Genomic DNA, 15,370 nt, shown 5'->3' with positions numbered 1-15,370 from the left:
CTCCGGCAGTGCTTCACTTCAACTGGCAGGGGCCAGCGGGCCTGGCGGCTCGGGCGCGAGGTCGGTGAGCCAGCGGTGGTCGTAGCCGAGTTGGTCGAAGCGGGATTGCAGCCAGCGGCGTTGGCGGGTGCTGGCGGAGCGCCACTGGTGACGGAGGCGGTCGGCCAGGCCGTCGCGGCGGTGAGGGCCGAGCCATGAGGTCAGGTCGTGGCAGATGTCGGCGATCTCGTTGGCGCGTTCGCGTCGTTGGTCGACGGCCTTGGTCGATTGGTCGTCGTGGGTGATGGCCGTCAGGAAGCGGATTTCGAGGAACGCCAGATGCAGGAGCCGGACGGTGGCTTCTTCCGTGGCGGCCGTGGGTGGAGCGTTGGCGGATTGGCCGGTGGCCGGGACGGTCGGCGGTTCATCGATGAGTCTTGGCGGTTGGGGCCGGGGCGTTCGGCGGGTGGTGATGTAGGTGCGGACGGCGGGGTAGGACGGTGTGGCGTCGTGTTCGTCGTGCAGCCGCTGCCAGATCGCGGCGGCAGTGATTCCCGGGCTCGCTTCCAGCATCGCGTCGATGTGCTGGCGGAGTCCGAGCAGAACCGTCGGCTGCCGGTCGATCTTCTTGCGGGACGGCGGGATCTCGGATTGCAGGGCTTTGCCGACGGTGCGGCGGCTGACGTGGTGCTTGGTGGCGAGAGCGCGGATGGACATGCCGAGCCGGGCTTCGTAGCGGATTGCCGCGAACCGTTCGCGTTTGCGCTGCTCGTTCAGGGTCTTCCGTGCTTCGTTCTCGCGGGTCCGGCCAGGTGTGCGGGTTCGGGGAGCCAACTCGGGAAGGGCCCGGACGACGTTGACAGGGTTCCGGCCAGCCAGCATGGCCAGTTTGTCTAGCTGGATCGACCCGAGCGAGTTCGGCGGTGTGGTGAGTAGCTGACGTAGGTAGCTGGGTCGCAGGTGGTTGGCCTCGGCGAGGCGGTGGACGAAGCGTTCGGCTGTCTCGTCGGCTGACGGCCGAACCTGCCGGGGTAGCGGCAGTAGTTGGTCGCTGGTCATGACCGGTGTGCGGCATTCGGGTGCCGGGCGTGATTCTGGGCGGCGTGGTCGAGGTCGACGGCGTCGAGCAGCTTCTTGGTGATCTTCTCGGTGCCGGTGAGGATGGCGTCCAGGGCGGCGCCGCGGATCAGGTGGGACAGGCTGCCGATCATGCCCGCGGTGCGCTGGTGCAGGTAGTCGGCGAGTCCGACCAGGGTGTCGGTCCGATGATGTTGCAACCGCAGGGCGTTCTCGATGGTGGCGATCAGGCTGGTCCACTCGGCGGTGCGAGGGAACGGGCTGGTCGGGATCATGGTGAAACGGCCGGCGATCTGGCTGCCGCGAACACCGGAGAACAGGCCGGCTTTCTCGACGTCGATGCCCGCGTAGAGGAAAGTCGCCGGGATCCGTTCGGAGAAGTATTTGAGGGTGTCGGAGACGTCGGCACCGTTGCGGGTGCTCAGGGCGAGGTTGTGGATCTCGTCGACGGCCACGACGCTGACCCGGGCATCGACGGCGACGCCGCAGACGGCTTCGATGATGTCGGTGATGTTCGCCCGGCTGGTGATCGGCAGGCCCAGGAACCGGGCGAACTCGGCGGCGACCATGCGCGGCGTCGCCGCGGGCGGGACGGTGACATAGAGGACCGGGATCCGGTCGGTCAGGCCAGGGTGGCGGGCGGCGTCGATGGCTTGGTGGGTTTTTCCGAACTGGGTGATCGCGGTGGTCTTGCCGGTGCCTGCCGACCCGGACAGGATGAGCCCTCGCCGGGCGGAGACTGCGTGCCGGTTGAGCAGGGTCAGCCGTCGGCCGGTGGTGATCACATGCCGCAGCGTCGAGGTGGCAACCGCAGCGAGGCGGGTGTGGTAGTCGAGGCGTAGTTCGTTGTAGTCGGCCCGGACCGCGTCGTCGAGGCTGCTGAAACGCTGCCGTGGCAGCAGGTCCGGTGCGGTGACCGGTTCACTGGTGAACCGCCGCCACCCTGGCAGGGTGCTCAGGTGCCGGTGATCATCGGCGGTCTCGATCACCTGCCTCCACTGTGCTGCGGGGCTGACGCCGGGGCCGGTCACCATGGCTTCAGGGCTTCGGCGAAGGGATCGAAGACCTCCAGCGGAACGACCGGTTCCCGCAGCTGTTCGCCGGGCTGATCGACGGGATCGGTGACCTCCGGCGGGCTCAGCGGCTCGTCAGCCGAGGCGGCCGTGGCGGACCTGGTCGCGTAGGTCTTGGCTTGGACCCGCCGGTCCCTGGGGGTGGCCGCGCCGGCGTGTGCCCGGGCCAGCAAGCTCTGCGTGGCCGCGGCGAGTTCTTCCTCGGTGCCGTCGGGAAGACCGCGCCGGACGTGGTCCCAGGCCAGCTCACCGAACGGGATCGGCGCCTGCCGCAGGTGCTTCCAGAACAGCATGATCCACCCGGATGTGGGGTGGTTGCGGATCCAGACCCGCGAGACGTCGTAAGGGTCGTAGTGGATCTCCCACTTGTTGTTCTTGGCGGTGATCCCGGACGGTTGCCCGCGCAGCCGGTCCAGGACGTCGCCGTCGTAGGTGCGCCGGCCGACCCGGACCCCGGAGGCGGTGATCGCCTGCCACTTCGCGGGCAGCAACTCGACGTAGTCGTCGGCGGTCAACGCGACCGGCGTGTAGCCGGCGACCTCGAGCAGCGTCGCGTATTTCTCGTTCGGGGTGAACGCCCGGCCCGGTGCCACCGGATCCCGGAGCCCGTCGTGGGGCCGGTTCTGCCAGACCGTGACGATCCATTCGTCGAGCAGGTCCTGCACTTCCCGCAGCTTCCAGAGTCTGCCTTCGCCGATGTCGCGGCCGCGGTGCTCGACCCCGCGGCCGACGTAGCCAGCCAGATATTGGGCGAACAGCGTGCCCACCGACGAGATCGTCCGTTCGACGTGCGGTTTGTCGGTCGGGGTTGCCTTGCGGGCCGGCTGCAGGTTGATGCCCAGGAACCGGCAGGACGCCCGGAACGTGTGGGAGATGAACGCCTTGCCGTGGTCGCAGACGATGGTCTCCGGGACGATCACCGGTCGGGCCGCCGCGTGCTGCAGCCGGGCGTCGATGTCGAGCAGCCGCTGGTGCGGCAGCACCGAGGCCGCCATCCGCAGCGCGTCGCTCCAGCCGGGACGCATCGGCTCGGCGGTCACCGACCGGGCCAGCAACACCGACGCGTCGACCGCCTTGGTCGACGGCCGTAACACCGCTGCGGTGATCGACCGCGTGGCGATGTCGACCAGCGCGGTCAGCTCCACTCGGGCGCTCACGCCCTCGTCCAGCAGCACCATCACGTCTAACGGGGTCGAGTCGATCTGCATCACCTCGCCTGGCGCGACCACGTCGACCTGCGAGAACGCTGTTTCTGGGCGGGCCGCCAGCGATCGGCGCGCGCGGGCCGTGCCGGTCGTCTGCCGACCCTGCGACAGCCGGGCGAACAACCGATAGAGCGTCCGCTGCGACGGCATCGGCCCTGACCAGCCCTCTGCATGCTCCAGCAGCTGCCGGGTCCGCCAGAGCACGAACCCGGCAGTCCGGGTCGAGGTGTCCGATGCTTCCGCGATCGCTGTCCGCATCGCGGTCACGACCTGCGCATCGACCCGGCCGGACGCCGAGGCCGGGCGCATCGCCCGCCGGTCCACCAAGCCGAGCAACCCATCCGTTTGATAGCGCTGCCGGCGGCCCCGGACGCTGCGAGCAGTAACCTTCCGCCCGGCCGCGGCCAGCTCGGCGGCCTTCGCCGCCTCCCGCTCGGCCAAGCTCCTATACTGCGGCTCGAACTGCGGGCGGCGAGCCTGCTCGGGACGAACTCCGGTCAGCACCTCCAAGATGTGCTGCTCCCACCACAACGCCTCCTGCAACACCGGTGCCGGAACAGTGTCCAGCAACCCGTAAGCAGGTAACACGCTCACGGTCGGCTCCAGGACGCCGTGCGGACGATGGACGAGCCGGCTAACACGGCAGCGTCGAGATCGGCGGCCAGGATCTGCTGCCAGAGCAGGTGAAACAACGCCGGTAACACCACGACCGAGTCACCCACTCGAGCGGCTCCGGCCATCAGCGGCGTCGGAGACGCGAACGCCTGCACCAACTGGTCGACGATGTCGGTCCGGGCGCCGTGGCGCGGGTGCCGATACCGCGATAACCAGCGCAGATTCGCCGCGAACACCGGATCCATGACGCCGAGCCGGCGGAACGCCCAGCCGACTCCATCGCAAGCTCGAGCGGTCACCGCGAACGCCTGGGCGTCCTTGTTCGGGATCCGGTCGTCCGGGCGGACATCGACCACGACCCCGCCGCCGTCGATCAGCCGGGCGAAGAAGTCCGGCGCGTGGCGCCGCCACCGTGTCCCGACCTGCCAATACAGCCAGAACGGCTGCGACGAGAACGCCACCACGTCACGGTCGAAGTCCAGCCGCATCGCGTGATCGCGTTCCACCCAGGACTCAAATCCCACATGTCGGTCAGTGGTCGCCGACCACCACCAGCCCGGGAAGTGCTTCTGTCCCCGTGACCAACCGAAACCGCGGATCGGCGGCGCCTCCTCGAATGCCACCGCCCAGCTCTGCGCCAACGAGCCACGACAGCGAGACCCCGCCGCGTCGACGAACTCGATCTCGAAGTCCGTCGCACCGAAGTCATCTCCGCCAGCTTCGACCTGCACGCTCACAGGCCGATCGTCTCAAACCAGCGGACAGAGTTCGATGGCACAAACCCTCACGGGGACAAAGTTCGCTGGCACGAGGGACACACCTTGATGGCAAAGGACACTGGTGATCTGGTGGATGGCTTCGTTCGCGATTTTGGGCACCGGATGTTCGCGAGAACCGGCACCACATACGGGTCTTGAGCGCCTAGTTGCGCCGACGGTCCACCGCGGACCCGTTCACGCTGCGTGCAGGCGATCATGAAGCCGCTCTGAGCGTGGATGCGCTGATCTGCCGATGAGAGTGCGTGCGATTTTTACTCCTGACTAGGTGATCCCGGTATCGAATGAATGCCGTAATCAGTGGGCGGTGGCGGTCGGGTGCTGTCCCCGGCTTCCTGCCGGATGCGCTGCCTGCAGCCGCTTCGTGTATGCGCGCACCCGGGCGCGATTGCCGCAGTCGGCCGGGTCGCACCAGCGTCGGCTGTGGTTGCGGGTGGTGTCCAGGAAGAGCCATCCACAGCCGTCGCCGTCGCACCGGCGCAGTTCCGGTCGATCGTGGCCGAGTAGGTCGGCGATTGCTAGTGCGAGGTGCGTGCCGACTTCCGCCGACGTGGCAGCGAGGGGCAGGGCTGGTGCCACGTCCGCGACGCCTAGAGCGTCGCGCCAGGCGGTCACCACCGTAGCGACGTTTTGAGAGTCGGGTGTGATGGCGTCCAGATGTGCGTCGAGTATGCGGGTGGTCGCCGCGCGGAGGCGATGCACCGTAGCGACGGTGGTGTGATCGGTGAAGGGCTCGATACCGGTCAGCTGATGGAACCATTCCGAAGCGGTCCCTAGATCAGGAACGCGGTCGATCGTGCGCGCCGGGTCCAGCCGCCACGACACGGTGTTGCACAGATCCAGGGCGAGGTGACCACCGATCCGGCTCCACGAATACGTCATGGTGACGAGAGTACCGCATGGTCTAAATGCCATTAGAGCATGTATGTTCAGGTCATGACATCACTCGAGACGACTGACGGCGGCTGGCGGGCGGGCCTCACCGTCGGTGCCGGTCTGGCCGCCGGGTCGTTTCTCCTCGCCGTGAGCTTCGGCGCGTTCGCCGTCACTCACGGCTGGCCGGCCGCGCTGACGATCGCGATGTCGCTGCTGGTCTTCTCCGGCTCGGCCCAGTTCGCGCTCGTCACCGCGCTGGCCGGCGGCGGCGTTGTGCCCGCGCTACTGAGCGCCAGTCTGATGAACCTGCGATTCGTGCCGATGGCGGCGTCCACCGCCCGCTACCTGCACGGCAGCCGGTGGCAGCGCGCCCTGGAAGGGCAGGCGGTCGTCGACGGTTCCTGGGTCGCCGCCCAGCGCGTTGACGGCACGCTGGACCGCCGGAAGATGATTGCGGCCACCCTGGTTCAGTGGCCCGCATGGGTGAGCGGCACCGCGATCGGCGCGCTTGCTGTGCCGTCCACGTCGCTGATCCATGCCACCGGGATTGACCTGGTGTTCCCCGGCCTCTTTCTGGTCTTACTTATCGATACGCTGACCAGCCGACCACGCATTGTGCCCGTGGCGGTCGCCGCGGCCGTTGTTGCCGGGGTTACCTGCCGGTTCCTGCCGACCGGGATCGCATTGCTCCTCGCATCGACCACGGTGCTGCTCACGCTTGTGTATCGGACCAGCCCACGGCAGGAGCCTGCTCGATGACCACGATGATCATTGCCGTATTAACGCTCGCGGTCGTCAACATCGCCTTCAAGGCGGCCGGACCAGCCGTCCTCGGCGATCAGCAATTCCCGCCACACACGCAGTCGCTCGTCGAAGCTCTACCGGCAGCACTACTAGCCGGACTGCTCGCCGTCGACATACTCGGAGCCCAATGGACGAGCCTCGACCTGACCGTCCTGCCGGGACTGGCCACGGCGGTAGGGCTACGACTTGCGGGACGACCGCATCTGATCTGCATCCTCGGGGCCGTCATAGGTACCGCAGCGATGCGGGCACTCTTGTGAGCGTCTGTCATTGACCGGCCAAGTGGGCATCAGCAGTGTCCCATCCAGGTATGGGCACATGCGCACTGATTTGCCGCGATTCGCGCGCCACTCCCCCAGAACGGTCAACAGATCCAACTCGTTGGCTGCGTCGGCACTGCGAAGAAGCGTCGAACCGATGTCGTAGTCGAACCCGTCGAGCAGGCCGGCGTCGTACTCCCAGTGCTCGATCCGGAAGGATCGGGCATCGCTCCAGTAAGTCCATCCCTCGCGGCGGGCGTGTGCGTCTCCTTCGACCGCGCGCGGCGTGACGTCGACGAAAGCACGCCGTCCGGGGTCCGTCGCGGGCACCTCGACCGCCAAACGCCGTCCGAGCCAGAGCGCCGACAATTTCGTGAGCGGCCACGCAGGCTCGGCTGCCATGGTCACTCTCGGCGCCTTGCAACCACGGCATCACGGTAGACCACGATCTCGCGCATGCCGGCGCAATGTCCTCTCATGCCGCCGATCGCGCGGCGGCCGCCATCCGACCTTGGGCTCAGGGCGGGTGGCAGATCGAGGTTCTGGGGTTGTGGTGTGCAACAACTCTGAATAAGTCTGGTTACGTCGCAGGTGGGCGTGACTGCTCCTCCGCGTAGCCGTCCAGTCCGATCTGCACCACCCGGCTCAGCCCCCTACAATCGCCTGCCCGCAGCCCGTCGTCATCCGTGGGCAGCGCCAACCTCAGCCCGATCATTTGTCGAGCGCACTGCCGGACGCGATGCGGCCGCGCGAAATCGTCCAGACTGATCACGCCGCCCTTCAGCAGCGCGTACGCGAGCCGCCGCCCCACCGTCGGCAGAGCCTCCGGCGTGAACCCGTGCGCGCTCAGATGCCAGGCCAGCCCGCCCGGGCAGCGATAAACCGCAACCTCCTCCCCGTACGTGTCCTGGTCGCGAGCCGCCGCGTTCAGAGCGGCCTGCTCATCTCGATACCGCTTCTTCCCGCATCGGCAGCTGTAGCGTCGCAACTGGTCTCCTCGCCATCTGAACCGGTCCGCATCCGCCCGATCATGGCAGCGCCGACAGCCGCTAGGGATCCCATCCGCGCACGACCCACGTACAGCGCGCATACCAGCAGGCGCAACGCCCGCGCCGCGCATTATTCTGCCGCGGACAGGCGCACTGTCTCAGGCCCGCGTCACCGTGCGTGAACGATAGGCCGCCCGACGACGCGTGAGTAGGTCTCGCTGGGGTGGGGCCCAAACTCGCGAACATCGAGTTGGGCCACATCTCTGTGGTGCCGAAACCCAACGGCATTTGGTGCCCGGACTCGTGAATAAAACCAAGTGGACGACGCACCGGCGCAGGATGGGGGCGCTGGCCGCGGACGCGTCGACGTGCAGCAGCCGGAGGCCACAGGTGACCGCCTCCCTGCGCGGAAGGCCAGCATCGCGCGGTAGCGACCGCGTCCCCGCCAGCCCGGCAGCGTGGTGCCGCCGAGCAGGGCGACGAAGTCGGTGCCGGGGTGGCGGACCGCGATGGCCGTGTAGACGATCCGGTCGTCGGCCTCGGCGACCCGGATGGCGATCTGGCCGGGTTCGGCGGACACCCGGGCGGCGAGGTCAGCCGCGACCCAGGTGCAGTCGTGGCCCAGCACCGCGGTCAGGAAGCCGGCGATGCGGCGCAGATCCTCGGCGGCACTGACCTGCGGCTCCGGTGACGCCGGCGGCGCGGGGCGCCCGAATGCCTCCCACCTGCCATCCGACGATCCGGGTGATCGGGCCGTCGTGCTCGCAGGTCAGGCCGGCGGCATCGACCATGGTCACATGGTGCCGGAATCGGTCATGGCGCACGGGAACCGCGCGTCGGCTGGCACTCTGAACAGCATGATCGAGTTGGTGCCGCACGACGAGATGGTCCGCCGGGAGCATCTGGCGGATGCCGTCCGTAGCTCTCTCGCGGCCGCCGGGCTTGGCGTCGTGGTGCCCGGCATGTTCCTGCATCTGGGCGGATCCGGGGCCGAGGTGACGGCTGACCCACTGGCGGACTGCCATGCTCCGGTCCGCGTCAGCTGGCGTACCGACCACGTGCTGGAGGAAGCGTTCCGGCAGGCCATGAACGTCGGGGACGAGGAGCCGGCAGCCCGCCACTACCTCCTCGTCATCGAAAGAATGCTTCCCGTCATGACCGACATCCTGATGTCGGACGGCCTGACCGTTCGCGACAGCACCAACGATTTCGCACCGTTCAGCATCGAGGTCCTCCTGACCTCGCAGTGGACGCCCAGCTGGTACGACCGTCAGGGGTCGTGACGAATCCACAAGCACTTGTTTGTGCAAAGCTCCGTTTGCAATAGGGTGTCGGCATGCCCGCCTCCCTCGCGCCACCCGGCCCCGATCTCGACATCGCCTTCGCGGCCCTCGGTGACCCGGTCCGCCGCGCCCTGGTGATGCGCCTCGCCCACAGTGACGCCACGGTGGGCGAGCTCGCCGAACCGTTCGACCTCACCCAGCAGGCGATCTCCCACCACATCGGCGTCCTGCGCCGGTGCGGCCTGGTCGAGCAGCGCCGGGAAGGCACCCGGCGACCCTGCCGGCTGAACGTCGATCAGCTCGCGGTGCTGAGCACGTGGATCGAAGACCAGCGCCAGGCCTGGCACGACCGGCTCGACCTGCTGGAGCAGCACCTCACCGACGACGCGGCACCGCGGTGACCCGGGCGGATCTGCACGGCGACGAGCTCATCGCCCGGCGGCACCTCCCCGCGGACACTGCCAGGGTCTGGACCGCGTTCACCTCGGCGACGGGCATCGCCGCGTTCTGGGGCGGTTCGCATGTCACCGTCCCGCCCGGGTCGGTGACCGTCGACCTGCGCGCCGGTGGGGAGTTCGCGCTCGACACCCGCGCTCCGGACGGTGCGACCCGGCGACTGCGGTTCGTGTACGTGAGCGTCGCGGCCCCGTACGAGCTGGTGTTCGACGAGCCGGTCACCGGGCTCCGCACCACGGTCACCCTCCGGGCCGCCGGCGACGGCACCGACCTCACGATCCATCAGCGGCGGCTTCCCGCCGAGTTGCGCACCGCCCGGGCCGCCGAGGGGCTCACGTCGATCATCGACGCCCTCGTTGCACACCTCACCCAGCCAGAACGGAGAAACCCGTGACACAGACCGCTCAGCGCGACCTTGTCGCCCGGTATTTCGACGGCTTCCGGGCCGGCGATCACCCGATGATCCTCGCCACCCTCACCGACGATGTGGCCTGGGTCATCCACGGCCACCGGACCACCCAGGGAAAAACCGAGTTCGACGGCGAGATCGAGAACCCGGCGTTCACCGGCAGCCCGGACCTCGACGTCCAGCGCGTCTACGAGGACGGATCCGTGGTCGTCAGCACCGGCGAGGGCAGCGGCGTCAGCACCGAGCACGGGCCGTTCCGCTTCGCCTTCAACGACCTGTTCACCTTCCGCGACGGCCTCATCGCCCGGGTCGACTCCTACGTCGTCCCGTTGCCATGACGTGTGCAGGCCGTTCCGGGTCACCTCGATGTCGCTGATCCGGGCGGGGACCGTTGCGAGGGTGGTCGGCGGCCCGCGACGAGTAGGCTGATCGTTCGTCATCGGACGGGGAGGCCGGCGTGGACTATGGCGACAAGCTCTTCTGGCTCTCGGTCGTGATCCAACGCAAGTATGCGCAGATCTGCGCCGAGTTCGACCTGACCCCCTCGCAGGCCACGCTGCTCTGCGCGGTCAGGAACGAGCCACGGCAGATGGCTGACCTCGCCGCGTCGCTGAGTATGACCAAGAACGCCTTGAGCCAGCTGGTCGATCGCACCGCGCGGCGTGAACTGGTCGGCCGGGCGGGCTCGGCGCAGGACCGGCGGGTCGTCATGCTCAGTGCGACACCCACGGGGAAGGTGCTCGCCGAGGCGTTCTACGCCGAGATCACCAAGCGCCTGCCCGAGATCGCGGGGAACCTCGACGCCGACGACCAGCGTGACTTCGAGCGGGTAGCCACCGCCATCGTGGATACCTCGGACCTCTCCTCACCTGCCTCGAACCAACCTTGACGTAGTTCATGGCATGAACTAGTTTCGTTCATGCCATGAACTAGTGAAGGGTGACAGCAATGAGCACACAGACGACCGGCACGATCGCCGTCTTCGGCGCGACGGGACACCAGGGCGGGGCGGTGGTCGACGCACTGCTGGACCACAAGGCGCGGGTACGGGCCCTGGTCCGCGACCCGCGGTCCGGCAGGGCTCAGGCGCTGGCCGCCCGCGGCGTCGAACTGGCGGCCGTCCGGGCCGACGACCCGGCGTCGCTGGCCGCCGCGCTGACGGCGGTCGAGGCGTTCTCCTTCATGAGCCCGGAGGCGAACAACCTCGACGAGGTCGAGGCGGAGATCCGCATCGGCACCGCGCTCGTCGACGCGGCGGTCGCGGCACACGTCCCGCACGTCGTGTTCAACTCGGTCTTCGGCGCGGACCGGGAGTCGGGTGTGCCGCACCACGACTCGAAGCACTGGATCGAGGAGCACCTGAGGAAATCCGGCCTGCGGGCCTCGATGGTGCGCGCGACCGCCTTCATGGAGAACTTCGCGAGCGTGATGGCACCGAGCCTGGAGCATGGGGAGATCGTGCTGAGGCTGCCGCTGCCGGCGGACGTCGCCCTGAAGATGATCTCGATCAGGGACATCGGCCGGGTCACCGCCGCACTCCTGCTCGACACCGCGGAGGCCCCCGGCGGAGTCGTCGAGCTCGTCGGCGACGAGCTGACCGGCCCCCAGATCGCCGCGGCGTTCGGCGCGCGCGCCGGGCTCCCGGCACGGTACGAGGCCCTCCCGTTGAGCGTGCTCCCCAGCGACCTTGACCGGGCGATGTTCCGCCAGTTCGCGGAGGCGGCGGGATCCCCGTCGGACCTCGAGGTGGTGCGCTCGATCGAGCCGGCCACCCTGGACCTGGCCGAGTGGATCCGGTCCACCGGCTGGACCGCGCCCACAGACGTGGCTGGCTCCTGAGCCTCCGGCCGTGATGAACGGCCTGCCGAATCAGCTCACTGCGCCGGCCCGTACCTCTGGATGATCTTTCCATGCCGCCGTTGCCTCCATCCGATGACCTGACCTCGCTGGTCCTTCGCACGGACTTCGATGACGACCGTCGTTGGGAAGCGTTCACAGAGATCCTGAGCAGCGTCGGCGATTACCGGATGGCCACCGTCGTCAGCGACACCACCTACGCCGGGGTGACGATCCAGCAACTCGTCGACATCGATGCTGCCGCCGACGAGACCGGAACCTACCGAGGCTTCGACTGACGCAAGGCTTCCGCCGCCGTCAGGGTTGCCAGGGCTTCGTCGTACCGGCGGCGCTCGAACCGGAACGGGCCGAATCCCGAGTAGTCGCGCGCTTTGCGGTGAGGTTGTTCGAACGCGTCCCAGATCACCTGGTCATCGGTCACGGTAATGGTGGTCACGAGCGGCCAGCATCCCCACTCGCCGCATTCGCAGCCGAGCACGGGCGTCTTCGATCCCGGTGCGGCGGTGGACTGTCCACGGAAGTGGTCCGCCATGGGGCCGAATCGGTAGAACTCGGGGATCAACCCGCCGTAGCAGTCGCCTGCGGGCTGCATCCTGGCCGCGATCTCGAATTTGTCGATCAGCTCGGTCAGCGGTGCTCCGTCGATGCACGCGATGACCTCCAGTGGCCCGTCGTCGCCGCGTTGCCGGCAGTCGAAGCCGATCTCATTACTGATCATCCACCGATTGTGTCCTTCCTCCGGCCACATGGCGTGCCGAGGCCAGCAAGAGTTGATCAGCATGAATTTCTGGGTGACGGCCTTCGTCCGGGCGAGATACGGCTCGCTGCTGCGGACGGCCTGCCTGTTGTGCGGCGATCAGGGAAAGGCCGAGGGCCGGACACGAGACGAGTACGTCATGGTGGATCAGCGCGACTGGCTACGCCGCGCCCTGGACGGGTTGTCAGCACGACAGCGCTCCGCGGTCGTGCTGCGCTATTACGAGGATCTGTCGGAGCAGGACACGGCCAAGGTTCTGGACTGCTCGGTGGGCACGGTCAAAAGTCTTTCCTCCCGGGCCTGCAGACCTTGCGCACACGGTGGGTCCACGCCGACGCGGCGGCTGAACACGAGGTGCGATGTGCCTAGTCCTACCGAATTGCACGATGGGCTGGCCGAGCTGGTCGAGCACGTCAATCCGTCCGGAGGCTACGAGGATCGGATTCTGCGGCGAGCACGCCGGCTACGGGCCCGGCGACGGGTCACCGGGGCAGCGGCGGCCGCGGTGTGCCTGGCGATCCTGGTGACGACGTTCCGGGTGGTCGCGGTCGGCCCGGCTCCACAGGCAGAAGGCAGCACGGCTGGCGTTCTTCACCGGCGACGCGACCGCCGGCGGCGCCTTGCGGCTGCGCGCCGATCGACCGGTGCCCGACCCGGTCACGACCCCGGTGGTCAGTCTGGTCAGCTCTCGGTTGAGCGGACCGGCCGACGTGGCGGGTGACGCCTTCTGGGACACCTACGCCATTGCCGTCGCCATGCCCGGCGTCACCACAGTGCAGATCTCGACCACCACGGTCGATCAGGAACTCAGGCCGGGCCCCCTCACCGCCACGGGGCGTTTCATCGTCCGGGCGCTCCCGTCCGCGACTGACGCGCAAGGCGTGCGCGGCGACGTCGTCAAGCGCAGTGACCAGCAGATCGTGGTGGTATTCCCGGCGAACCGGGCAGTGCGGCCGGGTCAGCTCGCCGTCGTCGCGGAAGGCCTGGTCGGACGGGTGACAACGATCGACCCCAGCCGCAGCCGGGCCACGATCGACGTGGTCACCAGTTCGCCCGGGTCCGTCCGCGGCACCGGCGGAAAGCTTCTCATGGAACGCATCCCGGCCGGGGAGAAGATGGAGATCAACCAGGGCAACCGGGTCCTGGTGGCAGACCCGTCGCAGCAGGGCGACCACCTCGGTGCCATCACCATCGGCCGGGCAGCGGTCACCGGATCGGCCGGCACGGACACCGTGGAACTGACATCGACAGCCAACCTCGCTGATGGTGATCAGGTATCGATCATGACGCCGTTCGACGGCGACACCACATGACACCAGAATCTGCGGGTCAGACGTTGCCCCAGAGGCGGATGAACAGCAGGCCCAGGACGTCGAGGATGAGCAGCAGGATCGGGCGGGCCAGGGGGAAGAAGCAGAAGACCAGCAGGAGCAGGACCCCGATGTTCTTCTCCTCGAACCAGAGCCGCATCCACTGCAGGCCGGCACCGGGCCGGCGCACCGCCGACCACATCACGCCGAAACCGTCGAGCGGCGGGATCGGGATCAGCGCCAGCAGGCCGAACGTGAGCAGGCCCGCGCCGAACGACAGCAGCACCTGGTCGGTGACCGGCAGGCTGAGGCCGCGCAGCAGATCCGACGGGCTCAGGAAACTCAGCACGTTCTGGGTGGTCGTCAGCGCGTACGCCACAAAGAAGAACTGGGCCGCGACGATCGTGACCAGCGGGCCGGACAGGAAGACCGCGGCGGCGCGGCCCCGGCCGCGAAAGCGCGGGATCTCGTCCACCGAGATGGTCTTTCCCCAGCCCATGCCGCCGATGGCGGCGGCCACCGCGCCGAACGGGTCGACGTCCTCACGCAGGCGGGGGCTGATCGACTCGTTGCCGTGGACCAGGCCGAGGGAACGCGCGGACACCCGGATCGCCACCGCGCGCAGCACCAGGGCCAGCAGGAACGAGAGCACGAGCGCGATGAACGCGACCGGCTCACCGAGGGCGAACAGCAACGGGCTAGCTCCGCTCCGCCTGTGCGGCGATGACCTCACGGGCGAGCTGCCGGTAGTTCCGGGCCCCGGACGATGCCGGGTCGAGGCTGGTGATCGGCGCGCCGGCCACCGTGGACTCAGGGAACTTCACCGTCTTGGTGATGACGGTCTGGTAGACCTTGTCACCGAACGCCTCGACCACCCGCTGCAGGACCTGCCGGCAGTGGGTGGTGCGGGAGTCGTACATGGTCGCGAGGATGCCCTCGAGCTCGAGGTCGAAGTTGAGGCGCTCGCGGACCTTGTCGATGGTGTCGAGCAGCAGCGCGACACCGCGCAGGCTGAAGAACTCGCACTCCAGCGGGATGAGCACGCCGTGCGCGATGGTCAGCGCGTTGATCGCGAGCAGGCCCAGCGACGGCTGGCAGTCGATCAGGATGAAGTCGTATTCCTTGCGCACCGTGCGCAGCACCCGGGCGAGGGCCATCTCCCGGGCGACCTCGTTGACCAGCTGGATCTCGGCCGCGGACAGGTCGATGTTGGCGGGCAGCAGGTGCAGGCCGGCGACGTCGGTCTTGATGATGACGTCCTCGGCGCTGACGTCGTCCTGCATGAGCAGGTTGTAGATGCTCAGGTCGAGGTTGTGCGGGTTGACACCGAGGCCCACGGAGCACGCGCCCTGCGGGTCGAAGTCGACGAGCAGGACCTTGCGGCCGTACTCGGCGAGGGCCGCACCCAGGTTGATGGTCGTGGTGGTCTTACCCACGCCGCCCTTCTGGTTGGCCAGCGCGATGATCCGCGCGGGTCCGTGCCGGTCCTTCGGCATCGGTTCGGGGATCGGCCTGCGCATGGTGTACGCAGTCGGATCCGCCGGACCCAGGTCGGCGCCCAGGTCGAGGGAATTCTGCTGCTCCCTCAGGGCCGAGGTCCAGGCCTCCGCGCGTTCGCCGTTCCCAGCCATGTCCTCTAGCCCC

General features: G+C 68.2%; 22 protein-coding genes. 12 read left to right on the top strand and 10 right to left on the bottom strand.

The features are described from left to right. Positions 1–18: 18 nt before the first annotated feature. The 5 genes from ACIA6A_RS37160 to ACIA6A_RS37140 all read right to left on the bottom strand — a co-directional run bounded on the left by ACIA6A_RS37160 (position 19) and on the right by ACIA6A_RS37140 (position 5,607). A complete protein-coding gene (locus tag ACIA6A_RS37160; protein WP_396102758.1) occupies positions 19–1,038 on the bottom strand; it encodes a hypothetical protein in 1,020 nt (339 codons plus the stop codon). Further along, on the bottom strand, positions 1,035–2,045 hold the full coding sequence (locus tag ACIA6A_RS37155) for an AAA family ATPase (protein ID WP_396102757.1): 1,011 nt from the start codon (positions 2,043–2,045) through the stop codon (positions 1,035–1,037). Before ACIA6A_RS37155 ends, ACIA6A_RS37160 begins: the two co-directional genes overlap by 4 nt. A 38-nt stretch (positions 2,046–2,083) precedes the next feature. Then, positions 2,084–3,928, bottom strand: a complete 1,845-nt coding sequence (locus ACIA6A_RS37150) for a Mu transposase C-terminal domain-containing protein (RefSeq protein WP_396102756.1) — start codon at positions 3,926–3,928, stop codon at positions 2,084–2,086. Beyond that, on the bottom strand, positions 3,925–4,686 hold the full coding sequence (locus ACIA6A_RS37145; protein WP_396102755.1) for a TnsA-like heteromeric transposase endonuclease subunit: 762 nt from the start codon (positions 4,684–4,686) through the stop codon (positions 3,925–3,927). Before ACIA6A_RS37145 ends, ACIA6A_RS37150 begins: the two co-directional genes overlap by 4 nt. A 336-nt stretch (positions 4,687–5,022) precedes the next feature. Beyond that, positions 5,023–5,607 carry a CGNR zinc finger domain-containing protein gene (locus ACIA6A_RS37140; protein ID WP_396102754.1) on the bottom strand — a complete coding sequence of 195 codons (585 nt, stop codon included), beginning with the start codon at positions 5,605–5,607 and terminating at the stop codon, positions 5,023–5,025. Between the two features lie 54 nt (positions 5,608–5,661). Here ACIA6A_RS37140 and ACIA6A_RS37135 point away from each other — a divergent pair, with 54 nt between their 5' ends. Then, entirely contained in the window at positions 5,662–6,360 is a 699-nt protein-coding gene (locus ACIA6A_RS37135) for an AzlC family ABC transporter permease (RefSeq protein ID WP_396102753.1), read from the top strand. Further along, a complete protein-coding gene (locus ACIA6A_RS37130) occupies positions 6,357–6,665 on the top strand; it encodes an AzlD domain-containing protein (protein WP_396102752.1) in 309 nt (102 codons plus the stop codon). The genes ACIA6A_RS37135 and ACIA6A_RS37130 overlap by 4 nt, the downstream gene beginning before the upstream one ends. Here the strand turns inward: ACIA6A_RS37130 and ACIA6A_RS37125 are convergent. After that, complete coding sequence (locus ACIA6A_RS37125; protein WP_396102905.1) at positions 6,585–7,073, bottom strand: hypothetical protein; 489 nt, start codon at positions 7,071–7,073, stop codon at positions 6,585–6,587. The two genes, ACIA6A_RS37130 and ACIA6A_RS37125, sit on opposite strands and share 81 nt — an antisense overlap. 172 nt (positions 7,074–7,245) lie before the next feature. Further along, complete coding sequence (locus ACIA6A_RS37120; RefSeq protein ID WP_396102751.1) at positions 7,246–7,653, bottom strand: hypothetical protein; 408 nt, start codon at positions 7,651–7,653, stop codon at positions 7,246–7,248. A 497-nt stretch (positions 7,654–8,150) separates the two neighbouring features. Between ACIA6A_RS37120 and ACIA6A_RS37115 the strand changes: the two genes are divergently transcribed. The 8 genes from ACIA6A_RS37115 to ACIA6A_RS37080 all read left to right on the top strand — a co-directional run bounded on the left by ACIA6A_RS37115 (position 8,151) and on the right by ACIA6A_RS37080 (position 11,937). Then, positions 8,151–8,345, top strand: a complete 195-nt coding sequence (locus ACIA6A_RS37115; RefSeq protein ID WP_396102750.1) for a hypothetical protein — start codon at positions 8,151–8,153, stop codon at positions 8,343–8,345. 106 nt (positions 8,346–8,451) lie between these two features. Beyond that, positions 8,452–8,937, top strand: a complete 486-nt coding sequence (locus ACIA6A_RS37110; RefSeq protein WP_396102749.1) for a hypothetical protein — start codon at positions 8,452–8,454, stop codon at positions 8,935–8,937. Between the two features lie 53 nt (positions 8,938–8,990). Beyond that, positions 8,991–9,338 (top strand): ArsR/SmtB family transcription factor, encoded by a 348-nt coding sequence (locus tag ACIA6A_RS37105; protein WP_396102748.1) that lies wholly within the window; start codon positions 8,991–8,993, stop codon positions 9,336–9,338. After that, positions 9,335–9,787, top strand: a complete 453-nt coding sequence (locus ACIA6A_RS37100; protein WP_396102747.1) for an SRPBCC domain-containing protein — start codon at positions 9,335–9,337, stop codon at positions 9,785–9,787. Before ACIA6A_RS37105 ends, ACIA6A_RS37100 begins: the two co-directional genes overlap by 4 nt. Beyond that, complete coding sequence (locus tag ACIA6A_RS37095) at positions 9,784–10,140, top strand: nuclear transport factor 2 family protein (protein WP_396102746.1); 357 nt, start codon at positions 9,784–9,786, stop codon at positions 10,138–10,140. The genes ACIA6A_RS37100 and ACIA6A_RS37095 overlap by 4 nt, the downstream gene beginning before the upstream one ends. 119 nt (positions 10,141–10,259) lie before the next feature. Beyond that, positions 10,260–10,691 (top strand): MarR family winged helix-turn-helix transcriptional regulator, encoded by a 432-nt coding sequence (locus tag ACIA6A_RS37090; RefSeq protein ID WP_396102745.1) that lies wholly within the window; start codon positions 10,260–10,262, stop codon positions 10,689–10,691. Between the two features lie 59 nt (positions 10,692–10,750). Beyond that, on the top strand, positions 10,751–11,641 hold the full coding sequence (locus ACIA6A_RS37085; protein ID WP_396102744.1) for an NmrA family NAD(P)-binding protein: 891 nt from the start codon (positions 10,751–10,753) through the stop codon (positions 11,639–11,641). A gap of 71 nt (positions 11,642–11,712) precedes the next feature. Continuing rightward, positions 11,713–11,937, top strand: a complete 225-nt coding sequence (locus ACIA6A_RS37080; RefSeq protein ID WP_396102743.1) for a DUF6924 domain-containing protein — start codon at positions 11,713–11,715, stop codon at positions 11,935–11,937. On the opposite strand, the gene ACIA6A_RS37075 is transcribed toward ACIA6A_RS37080, so the two are convergent. Then, on the bottom strand, positions 11,919–12,377 hold the full coding sequence (locus ACIA6A_RS37075; protein WP_396102742.1) for a hypothetical protein: 459 nt from the start codon (positions 12,375–12,377) through the stop codon (positions 11,919–11,921). The genes ACIA6A_RS37080 and ACIA6A_RS37075 overlap by 19 nt on opposite strands. A 61-nt stretch (positions 12,378–12,438) precedes the next feature. Between ACIA6A_RS37075 and ACIA6A_RS37070 the strand changes: the two genes are divergently transcribed. Further along, the gene (locus tag ACIA6A_RS37070; RefSeq protein ID WP_396102741.1) at positions 12,439–13,137 is read left to right on the top strand and encodes a sigma factor-like helix-turn-helix DNA-binding protein; all 699 of its coding nucleotides are present in this window, start codon (positions 12,439–12,441) and stop codon (positions 13,135–13,137) included. Beyond that, a complete protein-coding gene (locus ACIA6A_RS37065) occupies positions 13,127–13,729 on the top strand; it encodes a hypothetical protein (RefSeq protein WP_396102740.1) in 603 nt (200 codons plus the stop codon). Before ACIA6A_RS37070 ends, ACIA6A_RS37065 begins: the two co-directional genes overlap by 11 nt. Positions 13,730–13,745: 16 nt before the next feature. Here ACIA6A_RS37065 and ACIA6A_RS37060 read toward each other — a convergent pair whose 3' ends face one another. Both ACIA6A_RS37060 and ACIA6A_RS37055 read right to left on the bottom strand, forming a co-directional pair. Continuing rightward, complete coding sequence (locus tag ACIA6A_RS37060; RefSeq protein WP_396102738.1) at positions 13,746–14,420, bottom strand: hypothetical protein; 675 nt, start codon at positions 14,418–14,420, stop codon at positions 13,746–13,748. Positions 14,421–14,424: 4 nt separating this feature from the next. Next, positions 14,425–15,357, bottom strand: a complete 933-nt coding sequence (locus ACIA6A_RS37055) for a ParA family protein (RefSeq protein ID WP_396102737.1) — start codon at positions 15,355–15,357, stop codon at positions 14,425–14,427. Positions 15,358–15,370 lie beyond the last annotated feature (13 nt).

It is taken from the genome of Actinoplanes sp. NPDC051494 (assembly GCF_044454705.1).
Taxonomy (GTDB): domain Bacteria; phylum Actinomycetota; class Actinomycetes; order Mycobacteriales; family Micromonosporaceae; genus Actinoplanes.
Note: the sequence above shows the minus strand (reverse complement) of the source record. Positions and strands in the feature narration are given on the sequence as shown.